The organism is Streptacidiphilus sp. PB12-B1b (genome assembly GCF_014084125.1).
GTDB lineage: Bacteria > Actinomycetota > Actinomycetes > Streptomycetales > Streptomycetaceae > Streptacidiphilus.
The window spans coordinates 3,998,773-4,020,446 of sequence record NZ_CP048405.1 but is presented as its reverse complement, the minus strand read 5'-3'; the positions used below and the strand labels follow the sequence as shown (position 1 = coordinate 4,020,446).

Genomic DNA, 21,674 nt, shown 5'->3' with positions numbered 1-21,674 from the left:
ACCGGGCTCCCCGCGGTGTTCCCCGGGAACACCGCGGGGCCCGGTGTCGAGATTCCCGAGCGAGAAGGAGCACGCCGTGAACCATGCCCCAGGCACCGGTGCCGGCCCCGGTGAGCCCGCTGCGGCGGACGCCACGGGCAGCCACGATCTGCCCGTCTCAGCCGCGCTGAGCGAGTTCATGGGCCGGGCGTGGGCCCCGAGCCCGCTCCCGGATCCGGCCCCGCTCCCGGAGGCGGAGCTGACCCCCGGCCGACGCGCCCGGCTGGCCGAGCGCTTCCCCGGCGAGCGCGTCGTCATCCCGGCCGGGCGGGCGAAGACCCGCTCCAACGACATGCACTACCGCTTCCGCCCGCACACCGCGTACACCTACCTGACCGGTGACCAGACCCCCGACGGGGTGCTCGTCCTGGACCCGGACGGCAGGGCCACGCTCTACCTGCGGCCGCGCTCGCCACGTGACGGCGAGGCCTTCCGTGACCGGGTCCACGGGGAGTTCTGGGTCGGGCGGCGCCGGAGCCTGGGGGAGGCCGGGCAGACCCTGCGCGTTCCGGTCGAGGACCTCGCCCGCCTGCCCGACGCCCTGGGCGGCCGGGTTCCCACCCGGCTGCTGCGCGGGGTGGACGCGGTCGTGGACGGACTGCTGCCCGGGCAGCCGGACCCGGAGCTGGCAGCGGCCCTCTCCGAGCTGCGGCTGCGCAAGGACGCCTGGGAACTGGAGCAGTTGCGCGAGGCGGTGGCCATCACCGTGCGCGGATTCGAGGACGTGGCCAGGGCCCTGGGGGACGCCTCGAAGCATCCACGCGGCGAGCGCTGGATCGAGGGCGTCTTCGGACACCGCGCCCGCCTGGAGGGCAATGGTCCGGGCTACGACGCCATCGCCGCGGCCGGGAGCAACGCCTGCACGCTGCACTGGTGGCGCAACGAGGGGCCGGTGACGCCGGGCGAGATGCTGCTTCTCGACGCCGGCGCCGAGACGGACTCCCTGTACACCGCGGACATCACCAGGACCCTGCCGATCAGTGGAACCTTCAGCCCGTTGCAGCGGGACCTGTACCAGCTCGCCTTCGAAGCGCAGAGCGCGGGCATCGCCGCGCTGCGGCCCGGGGCCAGGTTCCGCGACTTCCACCTGGCGGCGATGCGGGTCACCGTGGCCGGCCTGGTCGACCTGGGGGTGGTGACAACGGGTGTGGACGAGGCCATGGCCTCGGAGGACGGCCGGTACCGTCGGTACACCCTCTGCTCCAGCGGCCACATGCTCGGCATGGACGTGCACGACTGCGGCCAGGCCCGCGCGAGTACGTACCTGGACGCGCGGCTCGATGTCGGCCAGGTGCTCACCGTGGAACCCGGCATCTACTTCCAGCCCGACGACCTGACCCTGCCCGCGGAACTGCGCGGCATCGGTCTGCGCATCGAGGACGACCTGGTGATCACCGCCTCGGGCGCCGAGCTGCTCTCGGCCGCGCTGCCCCGCTCCCCGGAGGCCGTGGAGGACTGGCTGGCCGCGTTCGCCTGACCCCGGGCCGCGCCGGGGCGACGGCACCACCGCACGACGGCTCCCGGGGCCCGGGAGCCGCAGCCACCCGCCGCGCAGGGCGGCGCGACACGCGCTCCGGGCCCGCCCCGGATCGCGGGAGACAAGGAGAGCCATGACCCAACCGGGATACGGCGGCACCAGCATCGCCTGCCCGGTTGTTCGCCGGCGTGCAGGCCGACGCCCAGCAGGCCGCCGGTCGGCCGCTCGGCTTCGCCGACCCCGCGATCCGCGCCCGCTACCGGAGCCTGGGCACGCGGGCCTTCCACACCGTCACCGACGATCCCGGCGGCAGCACCAAGGCCGTCGCGTACGACAACGGCGTGACCGGCGGCGTCCGCCAGGGATGGCTGTTCACGCTCGGAACCGACTACACGCTGAAGGCCGGGCCCGGCTACAACGACGTGACCGGCGTCGGGTCGCCGAAACTCGGCTACCTGCTGTCCTTCCGTCACTGAGCCGGCCCCCGGGCCGCCGGGGCGGCCCGCCGCAGCCGGGCGGGCCGGTCAGAAGGTGATCTCCAGGGCCACGACCGGGTGCCTGCGCCGACGGCCGGTGAGCGAGGAGTACCAGTCGCCGACACGCGCCATGAGGTACTTGCGGCCCATCAGCCGGCGCACCTTCGCGGTGCCCTCCGCGTCCAGGAGGCGGCCGGTCCCCTCGGCTTCGGGTGCGCCCGGCGCGACCCGGCCGCGGATGTCGCAGACGACGACCTTGACGTCGGGGTTCCGGCGCAGCCGCTTGACCTTCCAGGAACCGGCCTCGGTCCACACGTAGAGCAAGCCGTCCTGCACCACGTGCCAGACCGGGGTGGCCACGGGCGTGCCGTCCCTGCGGTAGGTGGTGAGGCTGATGTAACGGGCGCGGGTCAGCGCGTCGAGGGTGCTCGGGTCGAGTGCGGTCACCCGGTAGACGCTACCGTCCCGGGCTCCCCGCGATGCCGCTCCACCGCATCCGGAGCCCTGTTCACGTCTGATGCTGTGTGACATAGTACTGCCGTGAGCCGGAATCGGACCTGGGACGTCGTCATCGTCGGTGCCGGGATGGTGGGCGCGGCGTGCGCCTACTACGCCGCCACTGCCGGGCTCTCCGTCGCTCTCGTCGACCGGGGGCACGTGGCCGGGGGCACGACCGGCGCGGGCGAGGGGAACCTGCTGGTCTCCGACAAGCAGCCGGGCCCCGAACTCGACCTCGCCCTGCTCTCGCTGCGGCTGTGGCAGGACCTCGCGGCCGAGTTCCCCGGGGTCCTGGAATACGAACCCAAGGGCGGCCTGGTGGTGGCCTCCTCGGCGGAGGGGATGCGTGCCCTGCGCGGGCTCGCGGCGCGGCAGGCGGCTCGTACGGTCCGCACCGAGGAGGTCCCGGCCGAGCGCCTCCGCGAAGCGGAGCCGCATCTGGCCGAGGGGCTCGAGGGCGGCATGCTCTACCCCCAGGACGCCCAGGTGCAGCCGGCTCTCGCCGCCGCGCACCTGCTGCGCGCGGCCCGCCGCGCCGGCGCCGAACTCCTCCTCGGCACGGAGGTCACCGGAATGCTCCTCGCCTCGGACGGCAGGGTCCGGGGCGTGCGCACCGACCGGAGTGGGGTACTCGGCTGCCACGCGGTGGTCAACGCGGCCGGTACCTGGGGCGACCGGGTCGCGGCACACGCCGGAGTGGAACTGCCGGTGCTGCCCAGGCGCGGCTTCATCCTGGTGACCGAACCGCTGCCGCCCCTGGTCCGGCACAAGGTCTACGCCGCCGACTACGTGGCCGACGTGGTCAGCGGCTCCGCGGACCTGCAGAGCTCGGCCGTGGTGGAGGGCACCTGCGCCGGCCCGGTACTGGTCGGCGCCAGCCGGGAGCGGGTCGGCTTCGACCGAGGCCCGGCCGTGCCCGTACTGCGCAGACTCGCAGCCCAGGCCGTCGCGCTGTTTCCGGTGCTCGCCGGGGTCCGGGTGATTCGCGCGTACCACGGGTTCCGGCCCTACCTGCCGGACCACCTTCCGGCGATAGGCCCGGACCCCAGAGCGCCCGGGCTGTTCCATGCCTGCGGCCACGAGGGAGCCGGCATCGGGCTGGCCCCGGCCACCGGGCTCCTGCTCACCCAACTGCTCTGCGGAGAACCGGCGGAGATGGACACCTCGGCCTTCCGCCCCGAGCGATTCCCACCGACCACGCAGGAGGTCCCGTGAGCCGCGATCCGCTTGCCCTGGTCCGCGCCGACCCCGGACCGGCCTTCGAGTTCAGCTTCGACGGCGAACCGGTCACCGCACTGCCCGGACAGAGCATCGCCGCCGCGCTCTGGGCCGGAGGGCGCCTGAGCTGGCGCCGCACCCGGAACGCCGGTCGTCCGCGTGGGGCCTTCTGCGGGATGGGCGTCTGCTTCGACTGCCTGGTGACGGCGGACGGACGGGCCAATGTGCGTGCCTGCCTGGCCCCCGCCGTACCCGGCGGCACCGTGGTCACCCAGGAGGGAACCGGGCATGCCGACACCCACTGAGCCCGCGGCGGCGGGCACCCCCGAGATCGTCGACCTCGCCGTCGTCGGCGCGGGCCCGGCGGGGCTCGCTGCCACCGCCGCAGCGGCCGGACTGGGCCTGAGCTGCGCCCTGCTGGACGCCGGCGCGCTCCCCGGAGGCCAGTTCTACCGCCAGCCCGCGCCCGGCCTGCGGGCCTCCCGCCCGCAGGCGCTGCACCACGGGTGGCGCGCGTTCGCGGACCTCGTCGCCCGGCTGGAGGCCCACCGTGCGGACGGCAGCGTCCGGCACTACGCCGGGTACCACGTCTGGTCCGTTTCGGGGGCGGCCGACGCTTGGGAACTGCACGCTGTGAGCAGCGAGGACGGTCGGCCGAGCCGTACCGTCCGCGCCCGCGCGGTGCTCTGCGCCACCGGCTCGCACGAACGCCAGCTCCCCTTTCCCGGCTGGACCCTCCCCGGTGTGGTCGGCGCCGGGGGCGCCCAGGCCATGCTCAAGTCGGGCCTGGTGCTGCCCGGACGTCGGGTGGTGGTGGCCGGCAGCGGACCGCTGCTGCTGGCGGTGGCCGCCTCGCTGGCCGACGCCGGAGCCAGGGTGCCGCTGCTGGTCGAGGCCACCGGCTACGCCGGGTACGCGCGGCATCCGTGGACGGTCGCCGCCAACCCCGGCAAGCTCGCGGAGGGCGCCGCGCACGCCGCCCGGCTCCTGCGGCGCGGCGTGGCCGTCCGCACCCGCAGCGCAGTCGTCGCCGCACACGGCCAGGACCGGATCGAGTCGGTGACGGTCGCCAGGATCGACCGCGACTGGCGGCCCGTGCCCGGAACAGGCCGACGGATCGCCTGCGACGCGCTGGCCGTCGGCCACGGCCTGCTGCCCCAGCTGGAGCTCGCCCTCGAACTCGGCTGCGGCATCCGCGCACTGCCGGACGGCAGCCCGGCCCTGCTGGTGGACGCCGAGCAGCGCACCACCGTCGAGGGCCTGTGGGCGGCAGGCGAGACCACCGGCGTGGGCGGAGCCGAACTCGCCATGATCGAGGGCGAGTTGGCTGCCTCCTCGATCGCGGCGACGCTGCGGCGGCCCGCGCCCGCGCCCGCGTCGGCGGACAGCGCGGGACGGGTCAGGACGCTGGTCCGCCGCCGGAACCGGTTGCGCCGGTTCGCCGAACTGATGGCCGACCGGCATCGGCCGGGGGCGGGGTGGGCGGACTGGCTCACCTCCGACACCGAGGTCTGCCGCTGTGAGGAGGTCACCGTTGGGGCTGTCAGGGAAGCCGTGGACGAACTCGGTGCGGGCGACCCACGCACCGTCAAACTGCTCACCCGGGCCGGGATGGGGTGGTGCCAGGGGCGGATGTGCGGCCCGGCCGTCGCCCGGCTGACCGGCGGGGACGACCCGGCCGGCACGCGCCCGCTGTCGTGCCCGGTGCCCATGGGCGTCCTCGCCGCCGTCGACGACCCCACCCAGCCGGGCGCTCGGGGACCTCACGCCCCCCTTTGTCGGTAAGACCCCACCTCGCACAAGGAGTCCAGGCCATGCCCCTCGCTCACTCGGACACCCGCACGGACGATCGCGCCCAGCCCTGGCACGGTGTCATGGTCGCCACCGCGCTGCCTTTCCGGGAGGACCTCTCGGTCGACTACGACGCCTATGCCGACCACGTCCGCCACCTGGTCCGGAACGGGTGCGACGGCGTCGTGCCGAACGGTTCCCTGGGCGAGTACCAGACCCTGACCGACGTCGAGCGCGCGCAGGTCCTGCGCACCGCCGTCGAGGCCGCCGGATCGGGCGCACGGGTGATGGCCGGCGTCGCGGCCTACGGCAGCGCCGGCTCCCGGCGCTGGGCCGAACAGGCGGCGGAGGCGGGCGTCGGCTCGGTGCTCCTGCTGCCGCCCAACGCCTACCGCGCCGACGCGGACGCGGTCCGCGCCCACTACGCGGAGGTCGCCGGGGTGGGGCTGCCGGTCGTCGCCTACAACAACCCCCATGACACCCGGGTCGACCTCACCCCGGAACTGCTGGCCCGGTTGCACGCCGACGGGAGCATCGTCGCCGTCAAGGAGTTCAGCGGGGACGTCCGCCGCGCCTACGAGATCGCCGAACTCGCCCCCGGGCTCGACGTGCTGATCGGCGCCGACGACGTCCTGCTGGAACTGGCCGTGGCCGGTGCCGTCGGCTGGATCGCCGGGTATCCCAACGCCCTTCCCCAGGCGTGTGTCGCGCTCTACCGGGCTGCCGTGGAACTGGATTTGGACCGTGCGCTGCCTCTCTACCGTGCGCTGCACCCGCTGCTGCGCTGGGACTCCAGGACCGAGTTCGTGCAGGCCATCAAACTGTCCATGGACCTCGCCGGACGGGTCGGCGGCGGCTGCCGGCCGCCCCGCTCCGCACTCACCACCGAGCAGCGGGCCGCCGTCACCCTGGCGACCGAGAAGGCCCTCGCCCACGGCCTGCGCTGAGTCCCGTCCGGCCGTACCGGGACGCCCGTTGCGTCACGGATCGAGAACCGAGAGAGCCGAGTGTCGAGAGACTGAGAAGGGGCAATCACCGCCATGCGCAGCACATCCGTCTACCATGCCGTCGACTCCCACACCGAGGGGATGCCGACCCGGGTCATCACCGGGGGCATCGGCGCCATTCCGGGAAGGACGATGGCCGACCGCCGTGCCTACTTCATCGAACACCTCGACCATGTCCGAACCCTGCTGATGTGCGAGCCGCGCGGGCACGCCTCCATGAGCGGCGCGATCCTGCAGCCGCCGACCCGCCCCGACGCCGACTGGGGAGTGCTGTTCATCGAGGTCTCCGGCTGCCTGCCGATGTGCGGCCACGGCACCATCGGCGTCGCCACCGTCCTGGTGGAGACCGGGATGGTCGAGGTGGTCGAGCCGGTCACCACGGTCCGGCTGGACACCCCCGCCGGGCTGGTCGTCGTGGACGTCGCGGTGGAGGACGGCGCGGCCCGCTCGGCGACGCTGCTGAACGTCCCGGCGTACTGCGAACGCATCGACGCCTCCGTGGAGCTGCCCGGCCACGGCAAGGTCCGCTACGACCTCGCCTACGGCGGGAACTTCTACGCCATCGTCCAACTCGACGACTTCGGGATCCCGTTCCTGCGTGAGGCCGGGAGCCGGATGCTCGACGCCGGCCTCGCCCTCATGGCGGCGATCAACGAGACCGACGAGCCGGTGCACCCGGAGGACGACCGCTTCCGCGGGGTGCACCACGTCTACTTCACCGCACCGGGTTCCGACGCCCGGCACTCCCGGCACGCGATGGCGATCCACCCCGGATGGTTCGACCGTTCCCCTGCGGTACCGGGACCTCCGCCAGGATGGCCCAACTCCACGCCCGGGGCGAGCTCCCACTGCACCAGGACTTCCGGAACGACTCCTTCATCGGCACCTCCTTCACCGGCCGCCTGGTCGGGACCGCCCGCGTCGGCGACCGGCCCGCGGTGGTGCCGTCCATCACCGGCCGGGCCTGGATCACCGGCACGGCGCAGTACCTGCTCGACCCCACCGACCCCTTCCCGGCCGGATTCCTGCTCTGACGGTGGCGATCCGGGGGCCCGGCCGACGGAACACTGACGGGTGGCGTGTGATGGTGCAGGATGATGTCGCACATCGAGGAGGAGCCATGACCGTCGAACCCCTGAGCGGCCTCAACCTGCCGTCCGTGAAGGAGCGGAGCAGCCTGCGCGAGCAGGTCACGCACGCCCTGCGGGCCGCCCTGGTGGCAGGTGAACTGCGCCCCGGGATCGTCTACTCCGCCCCGTTGCTCGCCGCCGAGTTCGGCATCTCGGCGACGCCCGTCCGGGAGGCGATGCTGGACCTCACCAAGGAGGGGCTGGTCGAGGTCGTCCGTAACAGGGGGTTCCGCGTCATCGGCCTGACCGACCAGGACCTGGACGACTTCACCGAGATCCGGGCCATGATCGAGGTCCCCGCGACCGTCAGAGCGGCCAGGACCGCGTCCGCCGCGCAGCTGGAGCCGCTGCGCCGGATCGCCAGGGAGATCGTCACCGCCGCCCGCTCCGGCGACCTCATCGCCTACGTCGAGGCGGACCGCCGCTTCCACCTGACGCTGCTCGCCTTCGCCGGCAACCACCACTTGGTGGAGACCGTCGGCGACCTGCGCAGCCGTTCCCGGCTGTACGGCCTGAACCACCTGGTGGAGGCGGGCACCCTGGTCGCGTCGGCCGAGGAGCACGAGCAGTTGCTGGACCTCATGATCGCAAAGGACCTGGTCGGCGTGGAGCGGGCCATCGTCCGCCATCTCGACCATGTGCGCTCGCTCTGGGCCGATCCGCAGGCCTGACCGCCCCGGTGCGGCGCGCGCGGCGGATTCAGGGGGCTGTCGGCGGGGTGAGGTCCTTGGTCATGAAGACCCTGCTGGTGCCCGCCGGGTCGCACGGGACTTCGCCCAGGCGCCGCCAGCCGTGCTTCTCGTAGAAGCCGGGAGCCTGGAAGCTGATCGTGTACAGCACCGCCGTACGGCAGCCGCGTGCGCGGGCTTCATCTTCGGCCCGGCGCAGGATCTCGCTGCCCAGGCCGCCACGGCGCAGCTCGGGCGGCAGGAAGAACAGATCGAGGAAGAACAGCCCGAGTGAGGTGCGACCGGTCAGACCGCCGACCACCTGGCCGGTGGGGGAGTCGCGCACCAGTACGGCCAGCGGGCGGCGGTCGTCGACGGCCGTCGTGTCGACGTTGAACCGGTCCAGGGCATCGGAGATGAGCGACACGTCGGTGGGCATCGGGGCGTCGGTGACCGTGAGGCCGATGCCGGGCCGGGGGTTCGGCGGCGTGCTGTCGGTGGCAGGCATGAGGTTCCCAGGGCGGTTGGCGGAAGGGGCGCCGACGGAAGGCGCGGCGGTCTCTGTCGGTACGGCACGTTAGGGCGCGGACGCTTCGGTCGAGCCCGAACCGAGATCGACGACAATCGGAGACATGGACAATCAGCGCGAGGGCCGGGACGTCGGCCTGGACCTGGCGGCCGTGGCCAGGCTGCTGGCCGACGGCACCCGGGCGGAATTCTGCCTCGCGCTGCTGGACGGCCGGGCCTGGACGGCCACGGAACTGGCCCGCCGTGCCGGTGTCGCGGCCTCGTCCGCGACCGAGCACCTGAACGTGCTCGTACGCGGCGGACTCCTCGTCGAGGAGCGGCACGGACGCCACCGTTACCTGCGGCTGGCTGATCCGCGCGTGATGGCCCTGATCGAGAGCCTCGCCGCGCTCGCGCCGCAGCACGCACCCAGACCGCGTTCGCTGTCGGGCTCAGGGCGACAGCGGGCCCTGGCCCGCGCCCGCCTGTGCTACGACCACCTGGCCGGGGAACTGGGCCTGGCCGTCACCGACGCGATGGCCGATCACGGCCTGCTGGACTGGGGAACCGATCCGTCGCTCACCGCCAAGGGGGCTGCCTGGGTCAACGGCCTGGGCATCGTACTGCCCGACGCCTCTGCCTCTCGCAGACCGCTGGTACGCGCCTGCCTGGACTGGACCGAACGGCGCCCGCACCTGGGCGGGGCCGTCGGCGCCGCCATCTGCGGGCACGCCCTGGCCGCGGGATGGCTGACCCGGATCGGAACCACCCGTGCCCTCACCCTCACGGATCTGGGCAGGCGCGAACTACGCGACCACATCGGACTGCCTGCGACCACCGCACTGCCGCCCCGGGACCAAGAGGCGGAATAGCGACCTCACGACCCGGTTGCGGACATCGCCGAACACCGCCGAACACCGCCGAACAGCGCCGCGCGAGCGGGGCTCGCTGCCGAGCGGGGCTCAGGCCAACGGCTGGTTCGGCACCAACAAGTGGGAGAGGTCCTTGGCGATGCTGTTCCCGAGGTTCTGGCTGTTCTGGTCCGTGGTGGGCGAGTAGGTCACGGACAGGGCGATCGACAGGTCCTTGGACGGCAGATAGGCCATGATCGCGGCGTAGCCGGAGAAGGACGGGTTCTGCACGATCCAGCCGTTCACCACCAGCACGGACATCCCGTAGTGGACCGCCCTGGTCTGCGGCAGACAGACGTTCGGCGGGCATTTCTTCGTCGGCGTGCCCAGCCCGATCGTGCCGGGATCGAGCAGGGTCTGGTAGCCCTTGCGGCTGATGGTCTGCCCTGAACCGATACCGGCGCCCGCGCGGGCAAGGTCGCAGATGTTCATGTTGATGACCGCGCCCGCGGCCGTCGTCCAGGACGGGTTCCAGAACGTCGACTCCTCGTACCTGCCCCGCTCGGAAGTGAAGGCGTGCAGGACCGGCGGCGGCATGGCGGGGGTGTAGCTGTTCGACGTGGCGTGCAGGCCGAGGGGTCGATAGATGCGCTGCTCCAGCAGCCGGTCCAGCCGAGTGTGCGTGATGTGCTCCAACGCCTCTCCCAGCAGCAGGAAGTTGGCGTGGGAGTAGCTGAAGTTCGTACCGGGCTTGTAGAGCAGATCGTGCAGGTCGGCGAAGGAGAGGATCTCACGGGGTGTCCAGTGCTTGAACGGATGCGCCTCCAACTCCTTCAGGAAGGCGGGATTGGTGACGTAGTCGTGGAAGCCGGAGGTGGTGTCGGCGAGCATCCGCAGCGTGATCTCGTTCGCGTGGGGCACCTGGGGAAGCCAGCGTGAGAGGCGGTCGTCCAGGTGGACCCGCTTCTCGTCCACCAGTTGGAGCAGGATCGTGCCCATGAACGCGATCGCCACTGAGCCCGCGCGGAAGCGCATATCAGGGCGGGCCGGCACATCGGTCATCGAGGACCCGACCGCGCCCGTCCACACGTCCCGGCCGTGTTCGGTCACCCGGCCCACGACCGCCCGGAGCTTCAGGTCGTGCTCGTCCCGCTCGATGACGTCGAGGATGGCACGGGCCCGGCCGCCGGTCGGGGCGGGGGAAGGGGCACAGTACGGTCCGCGCCGCGCGGTGCCATCGGCAGGAGACGCGGTGCCCATGAGGAGCGGCGCGGAGGAGAGCAGGAGGGCACTGGCACACAGCAGGGCAGTTCGTTTACGGGTCATGATTCACCATGTCCGCAACGCGGGTGGGATTGGGTGCAAGACACCTCCGCATCCACTCCGACGGCGGACAACAACGCAACCCGCTCCGGGCAGTGCCCCGGCAGGCTGATGTCCAGAACATCCGCGTCCGTACTGGCCCAGAGTTCGTGCACAAGCGCTTGCGTCGGCGACCGTGACTGATCAGTTGCCTTGGCGGATGTGCTCGCTGGTGTCGGTGACCTCGCTCCGCACGGCCTCCGCAATCTGCAGGGCGGCTTGGGTGGGTGTGAGGTGCGTGGTGTCGATGACCTCGGCCTCGCTGTGCAGCCATGTGCGGGCTGCCTCGGCGTAGGGCTCAAGGTATGTGAGACGGAACCCCCAGGTTCCGGCGGGGGAGTCGCTCTCGATGCGCCCGCGGAGGGTTTCCTGGTCAGCGTGGAGGACGAAGTGCCTCACCGGAATGGCATAGTGGGCGAGGCCCGTGCTGATCTCGCGCCAGTACTGCTCGACCAGGACAGTCATGGGCACCACTAGAGTGCCGCCGGTGTAATCGAGTACGCGGCGGGCGGTCTCGACTACCAGTGGCCGCCACGGCGGCCAGTGCTGGAAGTTGTCCGTCGCGGGCAGCCCCGGCGTGATGTCCATGAGTGTCTCGCCGACCTTCTCGGCATCGAACACCCCCGAATCCGGGAGCAGTTGTTGCACGAGTGCACTGGTCGTCGTCTTGCCCGCACCATGGGTGCCGTTGAGCCATACGATCACGGGATCTCACGCTAGCGTGTCCGGGGCATAAATCCCATACGGCTTCGGCGCCGCCCTCAGCTACCGAGACCAGGCGTCCCGACCGCGCCCAGGGCAGGCCGAGACCCGGGCCGGAGGGGGCCACGGAGACCCGGTTGGGGCCCGGGATCGGAGCCGGACGGGGACGGCTCGGCCGGGCCGAGCTTTTTCTGGTTCGACGAGGGCGCTCATGCTCCGGCCTTGGGTTGTCGACTGGGCGGCCGGGCCTCGTTGGTTACAGGGCTCAGGTGCCCCCGCACGGTTAGCGTGTGCATCTGGCTGGCGGGTGCGCCACCGCGTGCGCCGCGCACGGTAGTGTGGGGGATGTGGACAACGACGAAACGGGACGCGAGGTTGCCGAAGCCCTCGGTGACCTGCTCAAACGAGGCACGCGTGCGGGTCTGTACCGGGGGTTGACCCAGGGGCTGGGCGCAGCGGTGGACGAGGTCACCTATCCGGTGCTCAGTGCGCTGGCCAGGACCGGGCCGTACAGCGCGGCCGATCTGGCCACCGAGGTGGGCCTGGACCGCTCCGGCGTCAGTCGGCGTGCCACCCGTCTGGAGGAGGCCGGGCTGGTGCGCCGCGAGCCCGACCCGGCCGACCGGCGGTCGGTCCTGCTCACCCTCACCGAGGAGGGCGCGCGCACGGTAGAGGTCATGCGCGCGCGTCTGGCCGCGCGCATCGACGCCTCCCTGGGCGGCTGGCCCCCGGGCGAGGCGCAGGCGTTCGCCCGCAGCCTGCGCCGCTTCATCGACCAGGGCCCCTTCACCGACCCCGCCTGACAACTCCCGTTCGACGGCCGACCGCGCTTGGCGGCCACCCTGCCTGGTGCCCCTGCCTGTCAGTCGGTCCTGCGTGGTGGTACGTCCTGCCGGGTGACCCGTCATGCGCGGTGGCCGGCCGTGGGTCGACGGGTGGGTGCGGAGGACTGGAACAAGGAGCGGTCGTGTCCCATTTGCGGGTGTCCGCTTCGGACGGGGTCGTGGCTGTCGTGGAGGCTCGGCCGGTCGCTGTCGCCTGTGGTGTGCTTGCCGGGCGCGGGACGGGACACGCGCCGGTCGCAGACTTGGCTGTGGTCGCAGGCGCCGGCACAGACCTGGGTACGGGGGTGAGGGAGGCTGTGATGGAGAGCTTGGTGCGGGCGGTCCGGTGTGCTGAGCCGGTTGGTGGTGTCCGGATCGTGGGTATCGACGGTCCCAGCGGATCGGGGAAGACCACTCTGGCTGCCGGGTTGTGCCGGGCGCTGGGTGCGGGCCTTGTTCAGATCGATGACTTTGTTTCCTGGGACGATCTCCACGGCTGGTGGCCACGGTTCGAGCGGCAGGTCCTGGATCCGCTGCTGGCCGGGCGCGATGCTCGTTACCAGGTACGGGATTGGGAGGGTGACGAATTCGGCCGATCCTTGAAGGGTTGGAAGACCACGGCCCATGCGCCGCTGATCGTTGTCGAGGGTGTCACCTGTACCCGGGCCCGAACCGTGGGCCGCGTGGCCTGCGCCGTCTGGGTCGAGGCCCCAGCGGCCACCCGGCTGCGGCGTGGGCTTCAGCGTGACGGCGAGAGCCACCGTGCCTTGTGGCAACGCTGGCAGGCGCAGGAGGACGCGTTCTTCCGCGCCGATGGCACCCGTGATCGCGCCGACCTGATCATCGACACCTGACACCTCGCCGCCCCCGGGCTGTCCGTTGCACGTTGCCCTCGCGGCCCGCAGTTCAGGTCGCCTCCGGCGTCTGCCTCCGCCACTCCCTCGGTACCGGCGCCCGGTAGCCTCCCCGCCCGAAGGCCCGAGGTGCCAATCCCCTCGTGGCTCCGCCACTTTCGCGGCCTGACGATCCCGCCGTCCCTGCGTCTCCCGCAAGCCCTGCGGCTCGTGCCTTGGCGGTTGCCGCTGCGCTCCCGGGATCCCAGGCTCCCTCGGCCCTGTGGCTCCCGGTTTTCGCGTCCTGGCGGCTCCGTTGCACTGGGGCCCGAGGCTTCCGGTGCCCCTCTGTGGCTCGTGCTCCACTCCTCGGCCGCTCCGCGCCCCAGTGCTCCCATTGCCCTGGGGTCGCCCGCGGCTCTTGCCGCGTGTTGCTGCTCCCGCCGGGTTGGTGGAACTGGTGGGTCCGCTCTTGGGGGCCTCACCTGGGAAGGCCGTCCTCAGAGCCAGTTCATTCGATCTTGCAGTCAAAAGTCGGTATTCCACAGCAAGGTGTAGAGATATTGCGCGCAGATGTTAAAGAGGTTACGGTCCCCCTTGCGTCGTCGCTTGTCCGTTGATGTCCCTGCCTGTTTCGAGTCGCCGAGTGTGGTTCATCGATGGCCGACGGGTGCTGTGCCGGGCCGAGTGCGTGGTTCGGGGCGGTGCTCGGTGGTGTCGGTGCTGCTGTACGGGGTGTGTGTGCGCTGCTCCTCGCGTCCATGCGCTTTGGCGGGGGCTGTCGATGGTGTGTGTCCGGTTCATCCGTGTCCTCAAAGGAGCGTCAGGTGTTGCAGTCCGTGAAGGGTTTGAGACGAGCGCTGGCGGTGGTCGTCGCCGTGCTGCTGGCGGTTGCGGGCGCGTGGGGGTGTCGGCGCCTGTGTGGGCCGCCGCCGCCGCGCCGGCCGTTGCGCATGGCGGCAGCGGGGCGAGCCTGCCGTATGCGGAGGTGCAGGCGGAGGGGTCGGTGACCAACGGGACGGTGATCGGCCCCAGTTACACCCAGGGTCAGCTGGCTGACGAGGCGTCAGGCCGTAAGGCGGTGACGCTGCAGGGCACGGGACAGTACGTCAGTTTCACCACGCCGGTGGCCACCAACTCCATCGACTTCCGCTACAGCATCCCGGACAGCGCGGACGGGTCGGTGTACAGCGCGCCGCTGTCGCTGTACGTGGGCGGCGTCAAGCAGAGTGACTTCACGCTGACCAACGCGTACAGCTGGTACTACGGCAGCTATCCGTTCGTGAACACCCCGGGGTCGGGCAACGCGCACCACTTCTTCGACGAGGTGCACCGGCTGTTCCCGACCACCTATCCGGCCGGGACGGTGTTTCGGCTGCAGGTCGACTCGGAGGACACCGCAGCCTCCTACACCATCGACTTCGCGGACTTCGAGCAGGTCGCAGCCCCGCTGGCGCAGCCGGCCGGTTCGGTGTCGGTGACCAGCGAGGGTGCGGACGCCACCGGCGCGGCGGACGCGACCGGGGCGTTCAACGCGGCGATCGCAGCGGCGGGTCCGGGCGGCACGGTGTGGATCCCGCAGGGCACCTACGACGTCCCGGGCCATATCGTGGTCAACGACGTGACGGTTGAGGGTGCGGGCATGTGGTACTCCACGGTGACCGGTGCGGCTCCCGGCTTCTACGGCAACGGGGCGCCGACCAACTCCCTTGCGGCGAGCACCAATGTGCACCTGGCCAACTTCGCCATCTTCGGCAACGTGCAGGAGCGGGACGACAGCGCGCAGGTCAACGGCATCGGCGGGGCGATGAGCAACTCGACGGTGTCCGACATCTGGATCGACCACCTGAAGGTGGGGGCGTGGATGGACGGGCCGATGACCGGCCTGACGTTCACCGGCATGCGGATCCGCGACACCACCGCCGACGGCATCAACTTCCATGGCGGGGTGACCAATTCGACCGTCACCGACAGCGACATCCGTAACACCGGCGACGACGGCATCGCCACCTGGGCCGACTCCAGCCTGGGCGCGGACGCGAACGACACGATCTCGAACAACACCGTGCAGCTGCAGATGCTCGCCAACGGCATTGCGATCTACGGCGGCCACGACAACACCGTCACCGGCAACCTGGTCGAGGACACCGGCATCACCCAGGGCGGCGGGATCACCGCGGCGCAGCGCTTCACCTCGACCCCGCTGGGCACCACCACGATCTCGAACAACACGATGATCCGCGACGGGGACCTGGACCCGAACTGGCAGTTCGGCGTCGGCGCGCTGTGGTTCGACGGCAGCCAGGGCGCGGTCACCGGTCCGATCAACGTGACCGGCGACCTGATCGAGCAGAGCCCGTTCGAGGCAGTGCAGTGGGTGGAGGGCACGGTCAGCGGGGTGGCGCTGAACAACGTGACCATCGCCGGCACCGGCACGTTCGCGCTGCAGGAGCAGACCGGCGGCGCGGCCAGCTTCACCAATGTCACCGCGACCGGGGTGGGCGCCTCCTCGCCGGTCTACAACTGCGAGGGCGGGAACTTCACCGTCACCGACGGCGGCGGCAACTCCGGCATCAGCGGCACGCCGTTGTGCGGACCGTGGCCGGCGCCGGTCTACCCGCCCTACCCGGCAACGGGGGTGACCACGGCCCCCAGTGCGCTGGACTTCGGCTCGCTGGCCACCGGCGCGACCAGCTCCGCGCAGAGCGTGACGGTCAGCAACCCGACCGCCGCCTCCGCGCCGGTCTCCTCGATCACCACCAGCGGTGACTTCGCGCAGACCAACACCTGCGGTACCGCGATCCCCGCGGCCGGATCGTGCACGGTCAGCGTGGTCTTCAAGCCCACCGCGTCGGGCGCGCGTACCGGGGCACTGACCGTGAACGCCGGCGGGGTCACCAACACCGTCACCCTGACCGGTACCGGCATCGCCCCCGGCCCGGTCCTCGCCGCCGCCCCCGGCGCCCTGTCCTTCGCGGGCACCGTGGTCGGCTCCACCACCGCCGCCCAGGCGGTGACCGTGACCAACTCCGGCACCAGCACCGCCACCGTCTCGGGCGTCACGGTCAGCGGCGACTTCACCCAGAGCAACACCTGCTCCACCCTGGCCGTCGGCGCCTCCTGCACGGTCAATGTGGCCTTCAAGCCCACCGCGTCCGGCGCCCGCACCGGCACGCTGACCGTCAACAGCAACGCCAACAACAGCCCGACCACGGTCGCGCTCAGCGGCACCGGCATCGACAGCAGCACCAACATCGCCGCCGGACGCCCGGCCTCGGCCAGCTCCGTCAACAGCCCCTACACCGCCGCCAACCTCACCGACGCCGACCCGTCCACCTACTGGGAGAGCGCCAACGGCTCCTTCCCGCAGTGGGCCCAGGTCGACCTGGGCCAGAACTACAGCATCGGCAAGCTGGTGCTGAAGCTGCCGCCGTCCACCGCCTGGGCCGCACGCACCCAGACCCTGTCGGTCCAGGGCTCGACCGACGGCACCACGTTCACCACCATCACCGGCTCCGCCGCCTACACCTTCGACCCCAACGCCAACAACAACACCGTCACCATCGCCCTGCCCGCCACCACAGCCCGCTATGTACGGGTGAACATCACCGCCAACACCGGCTGGAACGCGGGCCAGCTCTCCGACTTGGAGGTCTTCCCCGCCGCCGGCGGCTCCGGCAGCGGATCGGCGACTCTGACCGCCAACCCCGCCTCGCTGACCTTCTCCACCCAGGCCCTGAACAGCGCCAGCAGCGCACAGACGGTCACCTTGACCAACTCCGGCACCGCGACCGCCACCCTGACGTCGATCACCGCCGGCGGTGACTTCTCGCAGACCAACACCTGCGGCACCTCGATCGCCGCGGGCGCCTCCTGCACGGTCGGCGTCATCTTCGAACCGACCGCGTCCGGCACCCGCACCGGCACCCTGACCGTCACCGGCAGCGCCGCCAACAGCCCCACCACGGTGGCCCTTTCCGGCACCGGCGCCGGCACCACGCCCACCAACTGGGCCGCCGGCGCGGCCACCAGCGAGTCCAGCAACACCCAGAACTACGTCAGCGCCAACGTCACCGACGGCAACCAGAGCACCTACTGGGAGAGCGCCAACAACGCCCTGCCCCAGTGGGTCCAGGTCGACCTCGGCTCCGCCAGGAGCGCCGACCGCGTCGTCCTGGAACTCCCCGCCTCCACCGCCTGGGCCGCCCGCAGCCAGACCCTGTCGCTGCTGGGCTCCACCGACGGCACCACCTTCACCACCCTGGCCGCCTCCGCCACCTACACCTTCGACCCCAACGCCAACAACAACACCGTGACCATCACCTTCCCCGCCACCACCCAGCGCTACTTCCGGGTCAACATCACCGCCAACACCGGCTGGCCCGCCGGCCAGCTCTCCGAATTCCAGGTCTGGAACACCTGACCACCAACCCACAATCACCCGCACCACCGCACTACTGCCGCCGGGCGCATCCGCGCCCGGCGGCACTTTTCTTCCATGTCAATGTAGATTTCTTGCGTAAATATGCAAACGAAGTTCAGTGAAATGCATGCACTTGGGCGCCGTCCCGCAGGGCTTGTCCCGTGCGCCGCCTGCACCGAGTCCGACGGGGACGGTGTCCGGGGTTCTGGCGGACGGTGATGCGGCCCCGGCCCTGCCCCCGTCGCCCTGCTCCCGAGCGGAGCGGGTCGCCCAGCGGCGCTTTGCGCAGGGGCGGGAAGGTCTACCGCTCGCCCGGGCACGAGTCGCCCCCAGATTGACAACATGATGTCGCTGTGTGAATGTGTTGTCATCGGCTCTGCGGGTGCTACCGCAGGGCGACGAGTGAAAGGGAACGCCATGAGCACCGCCATTACCGCCCTGCAGGCCGCGCTGGACCGGGGGGCCGCGGTGCGGCCTGCGGTGGGCGGGTTCCCGTATCTGGCCGAGGCTCTGCGCCAGGGCGGGGTGGGGCGCTGCCGTATGGCGGTGCCCGCCAACGCCTTCGTCTACCTGACCGACAAAGGGCCGGTCGCCGTGCAGGGCGAGCCGCTGTTCAGCGGTATGGCCCAGGTGCCGCCCTTCGACGAGCAGGCGCTGATCCAGGCGCTGCGCGCCGACCAGGCCGGGCGGACCGCGTTCCCCGAGTTCGTCCAGGGCTGCTGGCGCGCGGGCGTGCTGTGGTACGACGTCGACCTGGCCGCGCGCACCTGCACCTACTACGGTGCCGAAGGCGAGAGCTACACCGAGACCTACCCCGCCGTCGACCTGTAGCCACCGACCCGGGGGCGGTCGGCGCGGGAGCGGCGCCGGGGGCCCGGCAGGTTGCACAGTGGCAGGAGCCGGGCCGCGCCCCGGGCCCCGGCCGGGCCCGACCGCACGGGCGGACCGGCCCCGGACCAGCGAAAGGCAGGACATGTCCCCCAGCACTCCCGGTGGCACTCTCACCCCCGCCGACGGCCTGACTCTGAGCCGGATGGGCTACGGCGCAATGCAACTGGCCGGGCCCGGCGTCTTCGGCCCGCCCAAGGACCGCCCCCAGGCTCTGGCGGTGCTGCGCGAGGCCGTCGCGCGCGGGGTCACTCACATCGACACCAGCGACTTCTACGGGCCGGTGGTCGTCAACGAGCTGATCCGCGAGGCCCTACACCCCTACCCGTCGGACCTGCGCATCGTCACCAAGGTCGGCGCGCGCCGGGGCCCGGACGGCAGTTGGCGGCCCTCGCTGGAGCCTCAGGACCTGCGGGCCCAGGTCCACGAGAACCTCCAGCACCTGGGCGTGGAGGCGCTGGACGTGGTCAACCTGCGAGTCGGCACCCCCGAGGGCACCGACGACAGGCCCTTGGGCGAACAGTTCGCCGCCCTGGCCGAGCTGCGCGAACAGGGCCTGATCCGCCACCTGGGCCTGAGCGCGGTCTCGGACGCCCAGCTGACCGAGGCGCAGGCCATCGCGCCGGTCATCACCGTGCAGAACCTCTACAACCTCGCCCACCGGCAGGACGAGGCCCTGCTGCGCCGGTGCGAGGCCGAGGGCATCGCGTTCGCGCCGTTCTTCCCGCTCGGCGGTTTCACCCCGCTGCAGTCGCAGACCCTGACCCGGGTCGCCGCGCGCCTGGACGCCACCGTGCAGCAGACCGCCCTAGCCTGGCTGCTGCAGCACTCGCCCGCGATCGTGCTGATCCCCGGCACCTCCTCACTGGACCACCTGCGCGAGAACCTCGCCGCCGCCGACCTGGCCCTGCCCGCCGACGCGGTCGCCGAACTCGACACCATCGCCGGCTGACCTCCCGGACGCCACCGCCACCCGCCCCGTCGCCGCCGGTTCCCGCCCGTTCCCGTCCCGGCGGGGCACGGCGGGGGGTGGGCGTTACAGGAGAGGCGGTCCGGCCTGGCATCATCGTGGTCATGGTCGAACGAGTCATCGCGGCATGCGACGGAGCCGCCAAAGGCAACCCGGGCCCGGCGGGGTGGGCCTTCGTGGTCGCCGACGCCACCGGGGCACCCCAGTTCTGGCGGTCCGGACCGCTCGGGCACAGCACCAACAACATCGGTGAACTGACCGCGCTAGAGCAGCTGCTGGCCGCCACCGACCCGGCTGTGCCGCTGGAGGTCCGGCTGGACAGCACCTACACCCGCGACGCGGTGACCAAGTGGCTGGCGGGCTGGAAGCGCAACGGCTGGAAGACCGCGGGCGGCAAGCCGGTGGCCAACCGCGAGCTGATCCAGCGCATCGACGCGCTGCTGGCCGACCGCGAGGTCACCTTCGTGTACGTGCCCGCGCACCAGGTCGACGGCGACCCGCTGAACGCCGTGGCCGACAAGGCTGCCAGCGACGCGGCCCGGCTGCAGCAGGCGGCGGGCGGCACCGCAGCCGATCTGCCGGTCCCCGACCCGGTCAAGGCCAAGGCCCAGCGCAGCACCCGCCCGCCGTCCAGCCGCAGCACTGCCGGTTCGGGTACCGGCAGCACCGCCGGGGCAGGCGCGGGGTCCGCGGCGAAACCGGCCGGGAAGGGCGCGCCGCGTACGCTGGCCGCCCGGTTCCCCGGCACCTGCCCCTGCGGGCGCCCCTATGCCAAGGGCGACCCGATCACCCGGGTCTCCACGAGCTGGGGCCACCCGGACTGCGCCGTCGCCCACACCTGACCCGCGCCCTGCGCCCCGGGCCCGGTCGGGGCGCGGTTGTCGTACCCCTGCGCTAGGTTGCCGCCATGACGCAATTCGTACTGGTTCCCGGTGCCTGGCTGGGGGCGTGGGCGTGGGACGAGGTCGTGCCCGAGCTGCGCGCGGCCGGGCACGGCGCGCATCCGGTCACGCTGTCCGGGTTGGCCGAGCGGAGCGGGGAGCAGGCCGGGCAGCAGACCCACGTGGACGACATCGTGCGGGTCGTGCGCGAGGGCGACCTGCGCGAGGTCGTGCTGGTCGGCCACAGCTATGCGGGTATCCCGGTCGGGCAGGCCGCCGAGCGGATCGGCGGGCGGCTGGCGCGGGTGGTGTTCGTGGACTCCAATGTGCCCGCCGACGGCGAGTCCTTCGTGTCCGCCTCGCCCGAATACGGCCCGCAGGTGGCGGCGGCGATCGAGGCGGCCGGGGGAGTATGGCTGCCGCCGGGCGCAGCCGACTTCGAGGGCCAGGGCCTGAGCGGCGAGCAGATCGCGCGGATCGTGGACGGCGCGACCCCGCACCCGGGCCGCACGCTGACCGAGCCCGCCGTGCTGGCCCGCCCGCTGGGCGACCTGCCCGCGACCTACCTCAAGTGTCTGCTGGACGGCCCCGGCCTGTTCCCGCAGGTCGCCGCGCTGGTCGAGCAGGGACGCTGGCAGCTGGTGGAGCTGGACACCGGCCACTGGCCCATGATCTCCCGCCCGCGCGAGCTGGCCCGCGCCCTGCTGGACGCCGCCCGCACCCCCTGACCCATACCTCGCACATGCAGACGCTGGCTGGCATGACGCCGCGGGGCGCCGACCGGGGTCGACCGCGACAGCCGGACGCGCCCTGCGGGGTGCCCGGCACCACACTGGAGTCGTGCCGCCGTTGGCGAACGAGGGGAGGCGAGGTGGTGCGCCCTGTGGCTGCCGGCGGATCGAAGACCGCTCCTTGGCCACGTGTCCGTGTCGGGCGGACTGCCTGCGTCCTTGGCTCGGTGCCCGACCGTGCTGCCTGACGGGGATCGCCGCGCCGCAGCCTCAGCGCTGGGCCGGCGCTGACGCGGCGTCACCCACCGTCCGCGTCCGGTACGCACCTGCGCACCGGGGCTGGGACGGACGCTGTCCGCGCCCCCGCGTACCCCCTGCGCTCCCACGCGCAGCATCGC

General features: G+C 72.0%; 19 protein-coding genes and 1 pseudogene. 16 read left to right on the top strand and 4 right to left on the bottom strand.

Annotated features, from left to right (window positions below; genetic code table 11):
- The first annotated feature begins 76 nt into the window (after window positions 1-76).
- Window positions 77-1,516, top strand: coding sequence for an aminopeptidase P family protein (locus GXW83_RS18000; protein WP_225447073.1), 1,440 nt, complete (start codon window positions 77-79; stop codon window positions 1,514-1,516).
- Window positions 1,517-1,692: 176 nt separating this feature from the next.
- Entirely contained in the window at window positions 1,693-1,992 is a 300-nt protein-coding gene (locus GXW83_RS17995) for a hypothetical protein (protein WP_182444058.1), read from the top strand.
- A gap of 48 nt (window positions 1,993-2,040) precedes the next feature.
- Here GXW83_RS17995 and GXW83_RS17990 read toward each other — a convergent pair whose 3' ends face one another.
- Window positions 2,041-2,439, bottom strand: a complete 399-nt coding sequence (locus GXW83_RS17990; protein WP_225447072.1) for a PPOX class F420-dependent oxidoreductase — start codon at window positions 2,437-2,439, stop codon at window positions 2,041-2,043.
- Window positions 2,440-2,532: 93 nt separating this feature from the next.
- Between GXW83_RS17990 and GXW83_RS17985 the strand changes: the two genes are divergently transcribed.
- The 6 genes and pseudogenes from GXW83_RS17985 to GXW83_RS17960 all read left to right on the top strand — a co-directional run bounded on the left by GXW83_RS17985 (window position 2,533) and on the right by GXW83_RS17960 (window position 8,307).
- Window positions 2,533-3,705: an FAD-binding oxidoreductase gene (locus GXW83_RS17985; RefSeq protein ID WP_182444056.1), complete on the top strand. Its 1,173-nt coding sequence runs from the start codon at window positions 2,533-2,535 to the stop codon at window positions 3,703-3,705.
- Window positions 3,702-4,013, top strand: a complete 312-nt coding sequence (locus tag GXW83_RS17980) for a (2Fe-2S)-binding protein (RefSeq protein WP_182444055.1) — start codon at window positions 3,702-3,704, stop codon at window positions 4,011-4,013. The genes GXW83_RS17985 and GXW83_RS17980 overlap by 4 nt, the downstream gene beginning before the upstream one ends.
- Complete coding sequence (locus GXW83_RS17975; RefSeq protein ID WP_182444054.1) at window positions 3,997-5,493, top strand: NAD(P)/FAD-dependent oxidoreductase; 1,497 nt, start codon at window positions 3,997-3,999, stop codon at window positions 5,491-5,493. Before GXW83_RS17980 ends, GXW83_RS17975 begins: the two co-directional genes overlap by 17 nt.
- Window positions 5,494-5,522: 29 nt before the next feature.
- A complete protein-coding gene (locus tag GXW83_RS17970; protein ID WP_182444053.1) occupies window positions 5,523-6,446 on the top strand; it encodes a dihydrodipicolinate synthase family protein in 924 nt (307 codons plus the stop codon).
- 93 nt (window positions 6,447-6,539) lie between these two features.
- Window positions 6,540-7,540: pseudogene (locus tag GXW83_RS17965) on the top strand (proline racemase family protein).
- A gap of 86 nt (window positions 7,541-7,626) precedes the next feature.
- The gene (locus tag GXW83_RS17960) at window positions 7,627-8,307 is read left to right on the top strand and encodes a GntR family transcriptional regulator (protein ID WP_182444052.1); all 681 of its coding nucleotides are present in this window, start codon (window positions 7,627-7,629) and stop codon (window positions 8,305-8,307) included.
- 28 nt (window positions 8,308-8,335) lie between these two features.
- Here the strand turns inward: GXW83_RS17960 and GXW83_RS17955 are convergent, their stop codons facing one another.
- Window positions 8,336-8,812 carry a GNAT family N-acetyltransferase gene (locus GXW83_RS17955; RefSeq protein ID WP_182444051.1) on the bottom strand — a complete coding sequence of 159 codons (477 nt, stop codon included), beginning with the start codon at window positions 8,810-8,812 and terminating at the stop codon, window positions 8,336-8,338.
- 124 nt (window positions 8,813-8,936) lie between these two features.
- On the opposite strand from GXW83_RS17955, the gene GXW83_RS17950 reads away from it, so the two are divergent.
- Complete coding sequence (locus GXW83_RS17950; protein ID WP_182444050.1) at window positions 8,937-9,683, top strand: helix-turn-helix transcriptional regulator; 747 nt, start codon at window positions 8,937-8,939, stop codon at window positions 9,681-9,683.
- A gap of 90 nt (window positions 9,684-9,773) precedes the next feature.
- On the opposite strand, the gene GXW83_RS17945 is transcribed toward GXW83_RS17950, so the two are convergent.
- Window positions 9,774-10,988: a serine hydrolase gene (locus GXW83_RS17945; protein ID WP_182444049.1), complete on the bottom strand. Its 1,215-nt coding sequence runs from the start codon at window positions 10,986-10,988 to the stop codon at window positions 9,774-9,776.
- A gap of 180 nt (window positions 10,989-11,168) precedes the next feature.
- Window positions 11,169-11,729, bottom strand: coding sequence for an ATP-binding protein (locus tag GXW83_RS17940; protein WP_182444048.1), 561 nt, complete (start codon window positions 11,727-11,729; stop codon window positions 11,169-11,171).
- A gap of 344 nt (window positions 11,730-12,073) precedes the next feature.
- On the opposite strand from GXW83_RS17940, the gene GXW83_RS17935 reads away from it, so the two are divergent.
- From GXW83_RS17935 to GXW83_RS17905, 7 genes are all read left to right on the top strand, one after another.
- Window positions 12,074-12,529, top strand: coding sequence for a MarR family winged helix-turn-helix transcriptional regulator (locus GXW83_RS17935; RefSeq protein WP_182444047.1), 456 nt, complete (start codon window positions 12,074-12,076; stop codon window positions 12,527-12,529).
- Between the two features lie 341 nt (window positions 12,530-12,870).
- Complete coding sequence (locus GXW83_RS17930; protein ID WP_182444046.1) at window positions 12,871-13,404, top strand: uridine kinase; 534 nt, start codon at window positions 12,871-12,873, stop codon at window positions 13,402-13,404.
- Window positions 13,405-14,389: 985 nt separating this feature from the next.
- Window positions 14,390-17,806 carry a discoidin domain-containing protein gene (locus tag GXW83_RS17925; protein ID WP_225447071.1) on the top strand — a complete coding sequence of 1,139 codons (3,417 nt, stop codon included), beginning with the start codon at window positions 14,390-14,392 and terminating at the stop codon, window positions 17,804-17,806.
- Between the two features lie 417 nt (window positions 17,807-18,223).
- Window positions 18,224-18,637, top strand: coding sequence for a DUF1398 family protein (locus GXW83_RS17920; RefSeq protein WP_182444044.1), 414 nt, complete (start codon window positions 18,224-18,226; stop codon window positions 18,635-18,637).
- A gap of 142 nt (window positions 18,638-18,779) precedes the next feature.
- Window positions 18,780-19,646, top strand: a complete 867-nt coding sequence (locus GXW83_RS17915) for an oxidoreductase (protein WP_182444043.1) — start codon at window positions 18,780-18,782, stop codon at window positions 19,644-19,646.
- Between the two features lie 122 nt (window positions 19,647-19,768).
- Window positions 19,769-20,506 carry a ribonuclease H gene (locus GXW83_RS17910; RefSeq protein ID WP_182444042.1) on the top strand — a complete coding sequence of 246 codons (738 nt, stop codon included), beginning with the start codon at window positions 19,769-19,771 and terminating at the stop codon, window positions 20,504-20,506.
- Window positions 20,507-20,571: 65 nt separating this feature from the next.
- Complete coding sequence (locus GXW83_RS17905; RefSeq protein WP_182444041.1) at window positions 20,572-21,273, top strand: alpha/beta fold hydrolase; 702 nt, start codon at window positions 20,572-20,574, stop codon at window positions 21,271-21,273.
- The last annotated feature ends 401 nt before the right edge of the window (window positions 21,274-21,674 follow it).

Bases quoted from the DNA above. Each gene is read 5' to 3' on its own strand.
- GXW83_RS17975 (WP_182444054.1), top strand. From the start codon at position 3,997: ATGCCGACACCCACTGAGCCCGCGGCGGCGGGCACCCCCGAGATCGTC.
- GXW83_RS17910 (WP_182444042.1), top strand. From the start codon at position 19,769: ATGGTCGAACGAGTCATCGCGGCATGCGACGGAGCCGCCAAAGGCAAC.
- GXW83_RS17950 (WP_182444050.1), top strand. From the start codon at position 8,937: ATGGACAATCAGCGCGAGGGCCGGGACGTCGGCCTGGACCTGGCGGCC.
- GXW83_RS17970 (WP_182444053.1), top strand. From the start codon at position 5,523: ATGCCCCTCGCTCACTCGGACACCCGCACGGACGATCGCGCCCAGCCC.
- GXW83_RS17920 (WP_182444044.1), top strand. From the start codon at position 18,224: ATGAGCACCGCCATTACCGCCCTGCAGGCCGCGCTGGACCGGGGGGCC.
- GXW83_RS17915 (WP_182444043.1), top strand. From the start codon at position 18,780: ATGTCCCCCAGCACTCCCGGTGGCACTCTCACCCCCGCCGACGGCCTG.
- GXW83_RS17960 (WP_182444052.1), top strand. From the start codon at position 7,627: ATGACCGTCGAACCCCTGAGCGGCCTCAACCTGCCGTCCGTGAAGGAG.
- GXW83_RS17905 (WP_182444041.1), top strand. From the start codon at position 20,572: ATGACGCAATTCGTACTGGTTCCCGGTGCCTGGCTGGGGGCGTGGGCG.
- GXW83_RS17930 (WP_182444046.1), top strand. From the start codon at position 12,871: ATGGAGAGCTTGGTGCGGGCGGTCCGGTGTGCTGAGCCGGTTGGTGGT.
- GXW83_RS17945 (WP_182444049.1), bottom strand. From the start codon at position 10,988: ATGACCCGTAAACGAACTGCCCTGCTGTGTGCCAGTGCCCTCCTGCTC.
- GXW83_RS17955 (WP_182444051.1), bottom strand. From the start codon at position 8,812: ATGCCTGCCACCGACAGCACGCCGCCGAACCCCCGGCCCGGCATCGGC.